15 protein-coding genes and 1 tRNA gene are annotated in these 13,100 nt (G+C 52.0%); 6 read left to right on the top strand and 10 right to left on the bottom strand.

The annotated features are described in order from the left end of the window. The first annotated feature begins 84 nt into the window (after window positions 1-84). Window positions 85-158: transfer RNA gene (locus tag SH668x_RS14845), tRNA-Val, on the top strand. On the opposite strand, the gene SH668x_RS14840 is transcribed toward SH668x_RS14845, so the two are convergent. From SH668x_RS14840 to SH668x_RS14830, 3 genes are all read right to left on the bottom strand, one after another. Further along, window positions 118-1,137 (bottom strand): tyrosine-type recombinase/integrase, encoded by a 1,020-nt coding sequence (locus tag SH668x_RS14840; RefSeq protein WP_437188565.1) that lies wholly within the window; start codon window positions 1,135-1,137, stop codon window positions 118-120. The two genes, SH668x_RS14845 and SH668x_RS14840, sit on opposite strands and share 41 nt — an antisense overlap. Before the next feature lie 369 nt (window positions 1,138-1,506). Continuing rightward, window positions 1,507-2,172: a hypothetical protein gene (locus tag SH668x_RS14835; protein WP_437185846.1), complete on the bottom strand. Its 666-nt coding sequence runs from the start codon at window positions 2,170-2,172 to the stop codon at window positions 1,507-1,509. 80 nt (window positions 2,173-2,252) lie between these two features. Beyond that, window positions 2,253-2,714: an HNH endonuclease gene (locus tag SH668x_RS14830; RefSeq protein ID WP_437185845.1), complete on the bottom strand. Its 462-nt coding sequence runs from the start codon at window positions 2,712-2,714 to the stop codon at window positions 2,253-2,255. Between the two features lie 223 nt (window positions 2,715-2,937). Here SH668x_RS14830 and SH668x_RS14825 point away from each other — a divergent pair, with 223 nt between their 5' ends. Continuing rightward, entirely contained in the window at window positions 2,938-3,174 is a 237-nt protein-coding gene (locus tag SH668x_RS14825) for a hypothetical protein (RefSeq protein ID WP_437185844.1), read from the top strand. A 356-nt stretch (window positions 3,175-3,530) separates the two neighbouring features. On the opposite strand, the gene SH668x_RS14820 is transcribed toward SH668x_RS14825, so the two are convergent. From SH668x_RS14820 to SH668x_RS14805, 4 genes are all read right to left on the bottom strand, one after another. Further along, entirely contained in the window at window positions 3,531-3,722 is a 192-nt protein-coding gene (locus tag SH668x_RS14820) for a hypothetical protein (RefSeq protein ID WP_437185843.1), read from the bottom strand. Window positions 3,723-3,808: 86 nt separating this feature from the next. Further along, window positions 3,809-4,618 carry an IS5 family transposase gene (locus tag SH668x_RS14815; RefSeq protein WP_437185075.1) on the bottom strand — a complete coding sequence of 270 codons (810 nt, stop codon included), beginning with the start codon at window positions 4,616-4,618 and terminating at the stop codon, window positions 3,809-3,811. Window positions 4,619-4,819: 201 nt separating this feature from the next. Continuing rightward, on the bottom strand, window positions 4,820-5,305 hold the full coding sequence (locus SH668x_RS14810) for a hypothetical protein (RefSeq protein WP_437185842.1): 486 nt from the start codon (window positions 5,303-5,305) through the stop codon (window positions 4,820-4,822). A 305-nt stretch (window positions 5,306-5,610) separates the two neighbouring features. After that, on the bottom strand, window positions 5,611-5,823 hold the full coding sequence (locus SH668x_RS14805; RefSeq protein ID WP_437185841.1) for a type II toxin -antitoxin system TacA 1-like antitoxin: 213 nt from the start codon (window positions 5,821-5,823) through the stop codon (window positions 5,611-5,613). A gap of 235 nt (window positions 5,824-6,058) precedes the next feature. Here SH668x_RS14805 and SH668x_RS14800 point away from each other — a divergent pair, with 235 nt between their 5' ends. The 3 genes from SH668x_RS14800 to SH668x_RS14790 all read left to right on the top strand — a co-directional run bounded on the left by SH668x_RS14800 (window position 6,059) and on the right by SH668x_RS14790 (window position 7,574). Then, entirely contained in the window at window positions 6,059-6,415 is a 357-nt protein-coding gene (locus SH668x_RS14800; protein WP_437185840.1) for an HNH endonuclease, read from the top strand. Between the two features lie 120 nt (window positions 6,416-6,535). Beyond that, a complete protein-coding gene (locus SH668x_RS14795) occupies window positions 6,536-6,709 on the top strand; it encodes a hypothetical protein (RefSeq protein ID WP_437185839.1) in 174 nt (57 codons plus the stop codon). Between the two features lie 55 nt (window positions 6,710-6,764). Further along, a complete protein-coding gene (locus SH668x_RS14790; protein ID WP_437185075.1) occupies window positions 6,765-7,574 on the top strand; it encodes an IS5 family transposase in 810 nt (269 codons plus the stop codon). Window positions 7,575-7,658: 84 nt separating this feature from the next. Here the strand turns inward: SH668x_RS14790 and SH668x_RS14785 are convergent, their stop codons facing one another. From SH668x_RS14785 to SH668x_RS14775, 3 genes are all read right to left on the bottom strand, one after another. Beyond that, window positions 7,659-7,814 carry a hypothetical protein gene (locus SH668x_RS14785; protein WP_437185838.1) on the bottom strand — a complete coding sequence of 52 codons (156 nt, stop codon included), beginning with the start codon at window positions 7,812-7,814 and terminating at the stop codon, window positions 7,659-7,661. 1,056 nt (window positions 7,815-8,870) lie between these two features. Beyond that, window positions 8,871-9,842, bottom strand: coding sequence for an NAD-dependent epimerase/dehydratase family protein (locus SH668x_RS14780; RefSeq protein ID WP_437185837.1), 972 nt, complete (start codon window positions 9,840-9,842; stop codon window positions 8,871-8,873). Between the two features lie 125 nt (window positions 9,843-9,967). Beyond that, entirely contained in the window at window positions 9,968-11,119 is a 1,152-nt protein-coding gene (locus SH668x_RS14775) for a sulfotransferase family protein (protein ID WP_437185836.1), read from the bottom strand. A 477-nt stretch (window positions 11,120-11,596) separates the two neighbouring features. On the opposite strand from SH668x_RS14775, the gene SH668x_RS14770 reads away from it, so the two are divergent. Next, window positions 11,597-12,982 (top strand): O-antigen ligase family protein, encoded by a 1,386-nt coding sequence (locus SH668x_RS14770; protein ID WP_437185835.1) that lies wholly within the window; start codon window positions 11,597-11,599, stop codon window positions 12,980-12,982. The last annotated feature ends 118 nt before the right edge of the window (window positions 12,983-13,100 follow it).

The following is a 13,100-nucleotide window of genomic DNA, read 5'->3' as shown; positions in this document are numbered from 1 at the left end:
AAAACTGCTCCCCCCTCGTTCAGATCGAAAGCGGAATGGGCTTCTAACTTGCGACCAGCTACGAAACCCGCTAGATTTGTCGACGGTCGCGTAGCTCAGTTGGTTAGAGCATCTGTCTTACACACAGAATGTCGCAGGTTCGAGTCCTGTCGTGACCATCCCCGGACGGGGCTTGAAACGGAACTGAGAGGAATAGGCAGGAAAATCACTGGTTTCCTGCAATCCCTCTTGGTTCCGTTTCTCTTTTGTTTCATCCGTTTCTGCACCAATCTGCATTGCATCCACAGCCCTGCTGAAGTGGTCATCCGTCACCTGCAAATAGTGCTTGGAGGCGATGACAGGATTGTTTCCGATCCAGGCACAAACTACGTGCATTGGAAACGACTCTGCCAGTTCAGTTTCCCGGCTTGCCCGCAGGTTGTGGAACGTTTTGGGCCACGATGCCAGGCCTGCAGAATTGATGATCCGAATCAACTGTGTTCGCAGGTTTGATTCTGCTGATCGGTAGCGGCTGATCACAAACTCAGACTTTTCGCCAGCTTCCTCCCACGCGGCGAGCAGGTAGGGCCGCAATTCGGGAAACAGTGGAATTACTCGCTGGGATTTTCCTTCGTGGTGCTCTGTCTTGGGAGAACTGACGATGATTCGTTCCTGATCCCATCTGACGTCAGCCCATTTCATGGCAAGGTGCTCTGATGGACACCGGAGGCCACCGAATCGGCTTAATGCAAAGAGTAGCCTCCATTCTGCATTGGGGCACGCCTCTAGAACCCTGTAGGCCATTTCCCGCGTGATGAAAAAATCTCGGCTGCGATTCTCTCGGGTTGTTCTTGGAATCGCTTTGTTGTGAAAAGGGTTGGTGACGACTATGCCACGATCAGCAGCGTCGCTGAAAAACTGTGACGCTACGCTACACATCTTTCGGACCGTATTCTCTACCATGTCCCGGCTTAACAGGTGCTGGCGGAAATCTTTGGCCTCGCCTGTGTCAATCGTCGCAATGAGCCGATCAGCCCCAAAGAATCTCACAAGATGCTTATGGCAGCGTTTCCAGACTGTTCTGGTCGATTCCTTGATGTCTGACCGGGTGTTGATGAATCTCTCAATGAATTCGCCCAGCTTTGTGCCAGCGTCCATTTCCACTGGTTGTTCAATCAAGCCGTGATGGAATAGCTTCTCTCTGGTTGATGAATCTTGAGCGTTCACCCATGCCGCTGTTTCTTCGGCGACTCCGGTACGCTGCCGCTTTGACGACAGTAAATTCTCTAGGTGTCGAACAAAGTTCTGAGCGTCACGTTTGGGCATTTTTCCGGGGTAAAACGATATCCGTTTTCGATTGCTGGTGTATTGAATCAGCCAACCACCATGATGCTTTGTCAGCGATGCCATCTATTGAACCTCTAAAACCTTTTCGAGAGAGAGAGAGATGGGGCCGAACCGACTGCGACCAGTCCAGCCCCAGTGAAAGCCCGCAATTCAGCCAGAGATTGCAGGAAACGAGACCACCTATGCAATCTTTCGTTCAGGTTCAGCATGCTGATGGGCCGCCCCTGCAGCCTGCACCCACTCAATGAAGGCTTGGGCCTCTGACAATGCTGAAGCCTCTGAGGCGTGATTCCAGATGCAGATGTCGATGTTACTGAACTCATCGCCAGCCAGCCTGAACCTGTGTTCGGCCTTTTCGATGGCCTGCAACGTCACTGGAGTTTCGGGAACTGCTGGAATTGCTCTTCGCATTCGCTCCCCTCCAGCAAAGTCCAACAGAGCGATTTCAGCCTGCCTCAATGCGTCCTCTTCGTCGTTGGCGTTCATCACCACCAGTTCCACGAAATCATTGTCGTTGACACTGACGCTATAGCCTGCGGGCCGGATGATGCACAAATCATTCTCACCAGAGAAACCATTGAGTTCATCAATCTTTTTGGCTGCCGCTGTAATCATCGCCCCGATATGGTGAAGCTTATCGGACAGCTGATAGCCTTGTTCTATTCTACTGTCTGGCGAAAGCTTCCACGCAAGGGCTACTTGAAGTTCCAAGTCTTCATCCTGAGGCCTCTTGGCGAGCTTCAACCATCCGTTCGTGTAATCGTCCAGCACGGTCTGCATCTGGTCGATCGTCAGAGGAGTGTTTAAATTTTCAGGAACTGTGGGCTGTTCAACTGACTGCAACATGGTATTCTTCTTTCAAGCTGGCTTTGCCGATGTTGTCGAAAACTTGCGGCAAAGCTGGTGAGAGTTCGAAACCGTAGCCTTCAAGCTGCGGTTTTTTCTTTTGGTGCTTCTAACTGCAATGCGGGGTTGTGCCGGATGTTCTTGATGATGTTGGCCAGCCTCGGGAGCTTCTCCTCCAGGAGTTGAATTTCCTGCCGTAGCCGAATGATGTTGCGTTTCTTCTTGGCGAGTTCCCAGGACCATTCCGCCTGCATTGCTTCAACATCCAAGATCCATTCGTGTGGAACGTAATTTCGTCGCTGTGTGCTGCACCGGTTACAGCAGACGATCAGATTCTCCTCTGTGTAGGCTCCTCCCCTCGACCGGGGCAGACGACGACACAAGGTCACTTCGTTTTGTGGCATCACCAGCCCGCAGAATTCACAACAGGATTCGCCGTTGTAGTCCCAGCGGTTTTTAGAGATGACAGCGTCGCGAGTCTCTGCCGCCTGTTGCTTGGCTGCCAAGTCTTCGGGGCTGAGTTCTGTCTCTTCCGTTTCCATGAGCCTGCATCCTTTCAAAAGAGAAAGCCTGCAACAGACTTGGCGGAGTCCGTTGCAGGCTTTGAAACCGGGTGATCCCGGAGAGTTCTGTTTTATCGGCTCACATCCCGCCAGACGTTGAGCACGAAACGAAAGTCAACTGCAGTTATCTAAAATTATCTTCAAGAAATTGCCGAAGACTGTCGATTGCCGGAGTTGCCTTTCGTCGACCATAATTTGAACTATGGCAAAGAAAGCAAAATCAACTGAATACCAGCAACCAGGAGTCCTCTACGGCGTACGCTGCCCTGAGGAAGATTCAGCCGCGTTCGAGCGTGCTGCTTATCTGGAAGGCTTCTCGACAGTCCAGCAGTGGCTGATCGCGATTGGGCGAAAAAGATCACGTGCTATCCTCCAAGCTGCTGAGAAAGTTGACTCCGTTACACTCACTGAAATTGTGGTGATTCCGAACGAGAAGTAGTCGAAACTCTAACCAAACGAAATGCGGGCCAAAGCATGAATGAAGTAACTTCTTCGGGTAAGTTCCTAGCCACTGACACCAGCGGGGCGATTTACGAATTCAGCTGGTTCGTTGAACGATCAAGGCATGTCAGCAGAGGCGACCAGGTCCAGGTAAACAATCGGGTTATTTTCACGAATGTTACACAACAACTGCCGTTTCGATGTCGCCTCAATGCAGACAGGTGCTTCCAAGGCCACAAAAGCGAAGACGTCTACATCTTTGTACCGGGAGACGATCCACGCCCTCACATGAATTCAATTTAAGGAATACAGGACATTTTCGGTTCGTTGAACAACTCAGGGTGAGTGGAGAAGTTACTCATTGATTATTTTCTTCACCCTGTCGAGAAAACTGTCCACATCAAGAAAGAAGTTTGGATACGCCTTTTTTAAGTCTTTAATCGACCCAGCGGATACCAAGACAGCTTGCCGTGGGTCATTTCTGTCTTCTTTAATTTCTTTCTCCAAAATCATGTACTCGCGATTGGCGATTTCTACGTCGCTCATCGAGTACGGCTTAATCGTCACGGAAGGCTTCCCTTCAGCTGGATGAGGGTTCAGTACAATTAGGTGATACCATCCACTAGAGCCTGTTATGAACTCTGGACGACGATCGGCGTGTATTTGAGCAGCAGTGCGACCATGGCCACCCAGTGCCATCCGGCCAAGACTTCTGCCAGTCGTTCGTAGTCACGTGCCAGCCTCCGTGATCGTCCTAGCCAGGCAAAGGTCCGCTCCACGACCCACCGACGTGGCAATAATACGAATCCTTTCTTGGCATAAGGGAGTTTCACGACGCGCAGTTCCACTCCCTGCTCAGCGGCAGCCTCTTCCGCGTTCTCGCCAGTATAACCTTGGTCCACATAGGCGACTTCAATGGCCTGATCAGTCGCCTCCTGCACAGCGACACATAAGTCGGAAACCTGGGCTCGCTCCTGTTCATTGGCTGGGGTCACTTTCAAGGCGAGAAGGTGCCCGAGCGTGTCAATGGCCACGTGAACCTTCGAGCCCTTCCGCCGTTTGCCGCCATCGTAACCGGCTCTGGCACCACTCTCGGGAGTGGATTGGATGACTCGCGCATCTAAGATCGTTGCTGAGGGGGGCTCATCGCGTCCCTGAGCCACGCGAGCCACTTCCCGCAGGTCATGAGCGATGTGCTCAAACACGCCAGCCTCCAGCCAACGGCGAGCCTGCTGATAGACCACGGGCCAAGGCGGGAACTCATGGGGCATGAACCGCCACTGCGCCCCGGTGCGTACCAGCCACCGCATGGCATTGAACACGGCTCGAAGGGAGTGAACCCGCTGCGGCGAGTCCTCTTTCACCAGCGCCAAATAGGGGGCTAAAAAGGCCCATTCGTCGTCCGTGACGTCACTGGGGTAAGGCATCCGGGGCTTGCTCATCCACGGAAACTACTTCAAAACCAACACTTAAGTCCATAACAGACTCTAGGGGCAAAGCTCTTCGTTTCAGGTTGTCTCGTAACTTTCGCAATGGAAGGTGTGCGATGCTCTGCGATAGAATTGGCAGAAATGATACGAAAGAAGTTAATTAACGTAATTGAGGTTGAGGTTGTTTTTCGATTTCATGTGAGCGATGGCAGCTTATTTTCGCAAATCTTCTATCGCTTGGATTGCATTGAGAGCCAGTTTTCTAATGGAGCCGGCCGAGTAGGAAGTGGAATCCTCCTCCTGCGAATCGACCCACCTCCAAAACCGCGTTTGCCTTTGTCCACTGCCTCCTGCTCCTCCAAAGTCATGACCGGCAGCTCGGGAAATAAGTTCGGGAAGATATTGTTCATCTAAAGCTGGTTCGGCAAGTTCTCCGAGGTCTGCAATCTTTCGTAGAGTTCGCTTCGCGTTGCGAATGCACGGGGGGACGAGTTCGGGGAAGCCGATGGCGTCCAGTAGTTGCACGTTGTGGTCCGTTAGTTTGGCAACTCGCAGGACCATCTCTTGGTATTCGAACTGTTTTGCGTTTGGAATCGGGTTGGGGAGTTGCTCGACAAACGCACGCACCACTTTAATCGAAGGTTTCGGAACTTCAGTTTCAACAGAGCAGTTTGGGCAGCGAGCTCGATTGCCGATCATTCTGATTGGCGACTGAAGTAAAGCGTTGCATTGACACCGAAATTTAACGCTGAAACGGTGTTGGTCTTGGTCAGAATTGTCGCCATTCATTCCAACTGTCCCCCGCTTTTGACTCTCCGCCACAAGATTTCAGAACATTGCTGATTTCAACAGATCGTGATTGATGCTTTCAATCTCCGCAACCAATCGATGGCGACCGATGTTGCGGTGTTCAATCGGGGTGGAGTCCCACACAGTTAGTTCGTCACTCGTAGGATCGGACTCTGTAGGTGGGCGTCTCGTCTATGGGCCGGATTCAATTTCCCTCAATCGCCGTCTTGAGACTCGCTCAATGCAGGAGAAGGAGTTCCGAGAATGTCCTTTGCCTGATTTCTTAGCGTCACCATGATCCACGAAGCTGTTGTAGTGAATCCAGACGCCTTTGCGGCCTTTTTCAGGTATTCCCTCTCGTCGCTCGACATCTTTAAGGTGATGCCAGCTTTTTCTGGGAGAGGCGTTGATGATTTCTTTTTGGCCATGATCCTCTTTTACAGATAGAGGGCTTTAAGTGCAAAAGACCCACGTTTGCATATGTCGAAACGATTTCAATTGACAAGCAAAAAGAAATCAAATAGAAATTGATTAGCTGGCGGTTGGATGAGAACCGATAGTGAATTAAAATCAACTCCACCGGGCATCGCTCGGACATTTACGCCTGTTTCTAGCCGCTCGTCCCGGTCGGAAGCGGGCGTTTTTCTTTTGAAAGGATCTTGCATGATTCGAATTGATGAACTCACTCCGCATGAAGTCGAGTTGCAGAGGATGAGGAGCACTCTCCGGACGCGGCTCCGGCAGAAAGCCAAAGAGTCGCACGAGGGCAAAGTTCCCTGCAGCTATTGTGGCCGGGAGTTGAACAATGCAGCCACGATGCTCAGTCACCTTCAGGCTCCCAGCAGGGGAGGAGCGACAACGGAATTCAATGTCGTCCTGGCCTGCCGGAACTGTGTCGACTCTAAGCGGGACAAGACGCTGAATGAATGGTGCCAACACCTGATGGTTCAGCAAGGCGAAGTGATGCGGCTGATGGGCTCGATGCATTCCAGAGAGTCCGCTACAGCGTCTGCTCAGTGATTCACTCCCAAGAGAGTGAATGAAGAAAGCCGGTCGCATGGTGCAACCGGCTCAAACATCCATCACGCTTGCCGTAACTTTCTCACGGCTTCGGCAAGCCTGACCACGAAGGAATTCTGGATGAACAGAACGTCATCGTCAACACGAAAACGAACTCCACAGCTCATTTCCCCGAATGATCCTCGCTGGGATATCCAAATCGGCATTCCCCGCAAGCATCTTCTTGAACTTCTGGTGACTGGGAAGATCACCCATGAAGCGGATCGACTGACCGGGAAGGGAGGTGCCGTATGACTCGATCTAGAGTCTGTTATGGACTTAAGTGTTGGTTTTGAAGTAGTTTCCGTGGATGAGCAAGCCCCGGATGCCTTACCCCAGTGACGTCACGGACGACGAATGGGCCTTTTTAGCCCCCTATTTGGCGCTGGTGAAAGAGGACTCGCCGCAGCGGGTTCACTCCCTTCGAGCCGTGTTCAATGCCATGCGGTGGCTGGTACGCACCGGGGCGCAGTGGCGGTTCATGCCCCATGAGTTCCCGCCTTGGCCCGTGGTCTATCAGCAGGCTCGCCGTTGGCTGGAGGCTGGCGTGTTTGAGCACATCGCTCATGACCTGCGGGAAGTGGCTCGCGTGGCTCAGGGACGCGATGAGCCCCCCTCAGCAACGATCTTAGATGCGCGAGTCATCCAATCCACTCCCGAGAGTGGTGCCAGAGCCGGTTACGATGGCGGCAAACGGCGGAAGGGCTCGAAGGTTCACGTGGCCATTGACACGCTCGGGCACCTTCTCGCCTTGAAAGTGACCCCAGCCAATGAACAGGAGCGAGCCCAGGTTTCCGACTTATGTGTCGCTGTGCAGGAGGCGACTGATCAGGCCATTGAAGTCGCCTATGTGGACCAAGGTTATACTGGCGAGAACGCGGAAGAGGCTGCCGCTGAGCAGGGAGTGGAACTGCGCGTCGTGAAACTCCCTTATGCCAAGAAAGGATTCGTATTATTGCCACGTCGGTGGGTCGTGGAGCGGACCTTTGCCTGGCTAGGACGATCACGGAGGCTGGCACGTGACTACGAACGACTGGCAGAAGTCTTGGCCGGATGGCACTGGGTGGCCATGGTCGCACTGCTGCTCAAATACACGCCGATCGTCGTCCAGAGTTCATAACAGGCTCTAGACGCGTCCTAAAATACTGGGGACCGTGTAAAGCGAATGGCCTAATGCCCTCGCAAGAGTTCGAAAGAGCAGTGCTTAAGCGAACCGGCAAAAAGCCTGCCGCCTTCCGAAAGTCAGGAAAAGGTCATAGCCAATCTGCTGGCCTTCGTCGAAGCATTCAGCGGGAAGCAGGTAATTCTTGGGAATCCTGAACCGCAATCCCGGTGAACGAACTTTGAGCAGCGACGACATCGTCATCACTCACGTCCCCCTGCTAGGGAGATGTGAGTAAGGCCTTGGAATTGATGTTGAGGTTCCAAAGCCTTTTCGAATTCTGAGGGGAGAGCTTTTATCTCCACCTCGCAACATTGCCAGAGTCAAAAATGGAGAGTTTGTCTATGAGCAAAGCTCGTAATCGTTTTACTGAGTTCGTCCGCAAGAATATTCCTAAGGGAGTCATGACAACAATTCGCCGACAGAGAAGAATCTGAATCGACATTCGCCCCCTGGTGGGAAACTGTTGGGGGGCAATTTTTTAATTCAATGTTGCGCCGGCGTTGCGCAGGATGTGCAGTTAACCAGTTTCACCGCAAAAAACGGCTGTAGAAATAAAAAAACCCGGAAACAGCGAGTCCTAGGGGGGCGGAGGACTTCGAGCTATTTCCGGGGGCGATGAGCTCATTTGGTGTCGAAGGCTGCTCACCTTGCCTCCGATGCGGGGGAAGTTACGACACCGATGGATTTTGGTCAAGATGGCTTTCTATGTGACGTCGGTGCATTGTTAAGCAGTGATGAAACTGGCTCTGATTCAGATTGCGGCAATGTCCTAAGTGTTTCCCCGGTCAGGCAGTTTCGTCAATTACTACTCGTTCTCTGGGCTCGGCGAAATCTGCCGAAGTCGTTCAAGGTAGTACCGATCGCATCAGAGCGGGGTTCGGTTAAATTTCATCCGCTTCGAGAGGAGCGATGGAAGTTCAACCACAATGAATTGAATTCTCAAACAGAAGTGGCCCTCGGTAGGATTTCGTCCTGTGCAGTCGCGTCTAAATGGGCCGACTGCGTTGTTAAGCGAATTAACTCAGCGACTACCCCCCGGCCTGTCGCTGAATGGCAGCAAGTCATTGGCCTCGGCTGCTGTCGCGAAAGCATGAAGGGTGACGATCAGGGAGCGGCTTCAGAGCTTAGGTACGACCGGTCTAATGACTAGCGGCAGCACGTGGAGACACCGAACTTGCGAGATAACGGAGCAGAACCGATGACGCTGCACGCTGGTGTTATCAAACTCAAGCTGTGTGGGCGTCGTGGAGGTTACTTAGTCTGAGAACGCTTCCACTCGATCACGTCATCCAGAATTGAGCCTAATGGGAGCGTCGGCTTTATGCCAATTGTGGATTCGAGGCGGCGAACATCTGGAACGCGGCGGCGCACGTCTTCGAAATCGTTCCCGTAAGCTCGCTGGTAGTCGAGGAATTGAATCGGAACGTTCGGATCCACTCGCTTGATGATCTCCTGAGCGAGTTGCAGGACGGAGACATCTTCGTCGCTTCCGATGTTGAAGATTTTTCCGACAGCAGCGTCAGACTCTGTCAGCCGAATGATGCACTCGACAACTTCTTTCACGTGTGCAAAACAGCGGACCTGCTTTCCGTCGTCGTACACGACGACTGGTCCGCCATTAAGCGCTTGTTCAACGAATCGCGGGATTACCATCCCGTAATTGCCGACCTGTCGCGGGCCAACGACGTTGAAAAATCGTCCGATGACAACGGGCAGGTTGAATTTCCCGTGATAGGCGAGTGACAAGAACTCATCGATGGCTTTAGAGCAGCCGTAGGCCCAGCGAGGTCGCGACGTCGGCCCGAAGTGCAGGTCATCTTCTTCTGACCAGCGTTCCTTGGAATTCTTTCCATAAACCTCACTCGTAGAGGCCAGGAAAAAGCGGCACCCGCTGATTGAAGCTTGCCTGAGGAGAGTCTCGGTCGGGTAGATATTTGTTTCGATCGTCCGAACAGGATCTTCAGCGACCAGCTTCACCCCGACTGCGGCTGCAAGGTGATAGACGAACTCGACACCCTTGACTGCGTCGGTGAGCAGTCGGTGGTCAGTGATCGAGCCCCTGATCAACGTCAGGTTCGGATGGTGTTCAACCCGTTGGAGGTTGATTGGCCGGCCAGTGGAAAAATCATCGACGACCCGAACCTGATGTCCGTTCTCCAGCAGTCTCTCTGTGAGATGACTTCCAATAAATCCCGCACCGCCAGTTACCAGACACTGAGCCATTGGACGCCTTGTTGACGCGAATGAGATGTAAAAAGAAAGGAATCGCGGCCCAGTTTCAAATTGCGACAGAGATGGGGTTCGACCTTCCTAAACCATCTCGTCGATAGTGCAATCGGAAAGATCAGTTATGCAGCTGCTGTGTCCGAATCGGAACTTGGTGGAGCTGGGTAACCAAATCGATCATAAACTTCTTTACATCTGCGGTAAACTTCCAGCTGCCAGTGTCGGTCAGGCTGAAAGTGATTTTTCTGATATTTCTGATGGTCGGCGAGCTGCGGTTCCAGGCGGCGTCGAACTTCGTCGAACCCGCCGAGGTTCAGTCCGTTATAGATCTTTTCCAGGTGTGTCAGCGGGTCTGAAGAAAGTTCTTCGTATTTGACTTCAACGAGATTTCCCTCTGGAATCAAGTGCCGATCTCGTTCGTAACGCGTGTAGGCTTCCAGAAATGTGTCGATAACATTTTCTTCGGCATTGGGGTGATACGCGCTGCCGAGCGTGTTTTCGCCGATCAAGGTGTTTCGCAGGTGCAGTGTGGAGTTGAAGACATCGAACGGATTCCGGTGGATGTACACGAACTTGGCGTTCGGGAACATTTCGAGAATCGCTTTGATCCGGTAAGTATGCGTTGGTGACTTCATCACCAACGGCTTCTTGTATCGAACTGTCAGCTTCTTCATGAAAAGTTTGACTGTGTCGAACCAGAGCTTACGGTCTTGTTCGGGGAGTTCTTCAATTCGGAACGATCGTGTCCACTCCTCTAGATCGAACGGACGTAGCGGCAGAGTGTATGGAGAGACCAGACACATCGTACAAATGGCAAACTCGTCTTCCTGGGGCACTTTCCAGTGCGCTTCCATGTTATCCATGGGCCGAGATTTCGGAACCATCCATCCGGTCAGGCCGGAATTAATTGTCTCCGAGCTCAGGAAATGCCAAGGGAAAATCGTCTCGTAGAGATTTGGGAAGGCGTACCGTGGGTCGAGCGCCATCAGGTTGTGCAACATTGTTGTCCCTGATCGCCAGTAACCAAGAACGAAGATCGGGTTCGGATCGATTTCCGTTTTGTTGATCTTGTTGCGAAAGAGGAGCAATTCGACCAGGGCCATGATGGAATTGTAGATCCCGAAGGGAATCATCAATCCAATCTGACGCCACCTTGACCATCTCAGCGAGGGTTTCAGCTGAAAGAGCTTTACCATCGTGGAAAGTTTCATTCCGTGGTAAAGGATCAGTGCGCCTTGTGATGTACGTTTGGGCTTCTTTTCAGAACCTGTCATCTCGCTCACTTATTTTCACAGTTCAGCACGGTTGAAGACTCTGTGGACGGCAAAGAACACAAGAATCAGTAAAGCTGATTTCTGGGAGATTCTATTGAATTAAAGTGGATTGTCGCGGTCGGAATGGGGAACCACGGTGTCGGTGAACGACGAAAAACGACGTAATTGGGACTCGAACCTGAAACTCGACCTGTGGAGTTTCAAGATCCTGTCAAAATAATTTACCGATACCTTAGGGAATCGGGCAACCTGAGAATATCGCATCTGCCGATACTCACGGCGAATTCAGCAGAATCGGTCGCTTGGAATGTATCAATTGTTCCGGCGTGTTGCATTTTTGCGTGGTGTAATTCTTCAACCTCGATCCGATCTCCAGCCTCTCAAACCACTCACGTCACATAGTTCCAGTATTGCGGTGGACTGTGCAGGATTTGCCGGTCTCCGTTGGGATTCTGTTCCGTCTACCTTCAATTCGAAGTGGCCAACGTGGTGGGTTACGTCCTTTTTCTGCTCGCGAACGCCTTGCTGTTCGTCCGTCCGCAGGAAATCTTCCCAGCGTTAGGCGACTTACAGCTTTATCTTCCATGTATTGTGGGAGCGTTGGTTTTCTCGTTCTCCGATCTTCACAACCAGGTGCGGTGGAAAACGCTGACGCAGCAGCCAGTGAATTTGTGCGTCCTCGGGATCGTTGTTGCGATTTTTACCAGCCGCCTCTTCTCCGGGAATCTCACCGGCGTTGATCTCAGTATCACAGGGATGCTAAAGGTTGTTTTGTACTATCTCGTTTTGGTGTCGGTGATTACGACGCCACAGCGACTTCGCACGTTCCTGATGACGTCAGCGATTTGCGCCACGTTGATGACCGCTTACAGCGTTGTTGACTACCGCAGCTATCGTGATGAATGGCTGGGAACCCCAGAGTTTTACGAGCTTTTGGCGAAGGAACGAACTCTACAGAAAGAAGAACGCCTGTTCCGTCATATTCCAGACCGCAACGGCGTGGACATATATGGGGAAGAAATTTGGTTCTTCAGGCTGTGCGGTCTTGGTGTCTTTCGAGATCCCAATGACATCTCGTTGTTGATTGTTGCGACCTGCTTTATCTCGTTCTATTTCCTTACGGACAAATCGATCTCGGGGATCCGGGTTCTGTGGGTTATCCCGCTGGTGATCATGGCGATCGCGATGGTCTACACTTACTCGCGCGGAGGAATTCTGGCCTTTGGACTTGGGGGGATGGCTTGGCTGTGCTGCAAGTACGGTTCCAAGGTGGCTATCTCGATTGGAGTCCTCTGCGCGATGACGCTTCCGGTGATGATGGGGCGTATGGGAAAAATCGACATCTCAGAAGGAACCGGGCAGCAGCGTGTGCAACTTTGGGCTGACGGTCTTGCCTCCATTAAAAATTCGCGTTTTCTGTTTGGCATTGGAGAAGGGACCTATCACGAAGTTGCAGGTCACGCGGCCCATAATTCGTTTGTCCACGCCTATGTCGAACTCGGATTTTTTGGTGGAACGCTGTTCTTTGGATGCTTCTTCCTGCCAGCCTTCACTTTCTTCCTGATGAAAAAAACAAATTTTCAGATTGAAGATCCGGAACTCAGACGGATGTTTCCGTATATCGCAGCGATCCTTGCAGAGTGGTGTATGGGAATGTGTTCACTGTCGAGGTGTTACGTTCCATCGACGTACATGATCTGCGGAATTGCAGCTGCATTTATCAATTTGGTCGGTTTTTATCGAAGTAACCCACGGCCACTTTTGCGACTGACGCCGCGTACGATCAAACCTTGGATCGCGTGCAGCGCGTGTGCAGTGATGGCAGCGTTTTTATTCGTTCGGATGTTTGCACGGTGGGGGTGAGCGGGGAGTCGTCCGACTGCGTTCGCGCAATGCCGGAAACAATTTGAGCACACGGATCGAATCAATTTATCAGTCAGTGAAGTATGTCTCAGCCTGAGTGGGGCAGCGATTCATACGG

The organism is Planctomicrobium mucosum (genome assembly GCF_051466335.1).
Taxonomy (GTDB): domain Bacteria; phylum Planctomycetota; class Planctomycetia; order Planctomycetales; family Planctomycetaceae; genus Planctomicrobium.
Note: the sequence above shows the minus strand (reverse complement) of the source record. Positions and strands in the feature narration are given on the sequence as shown.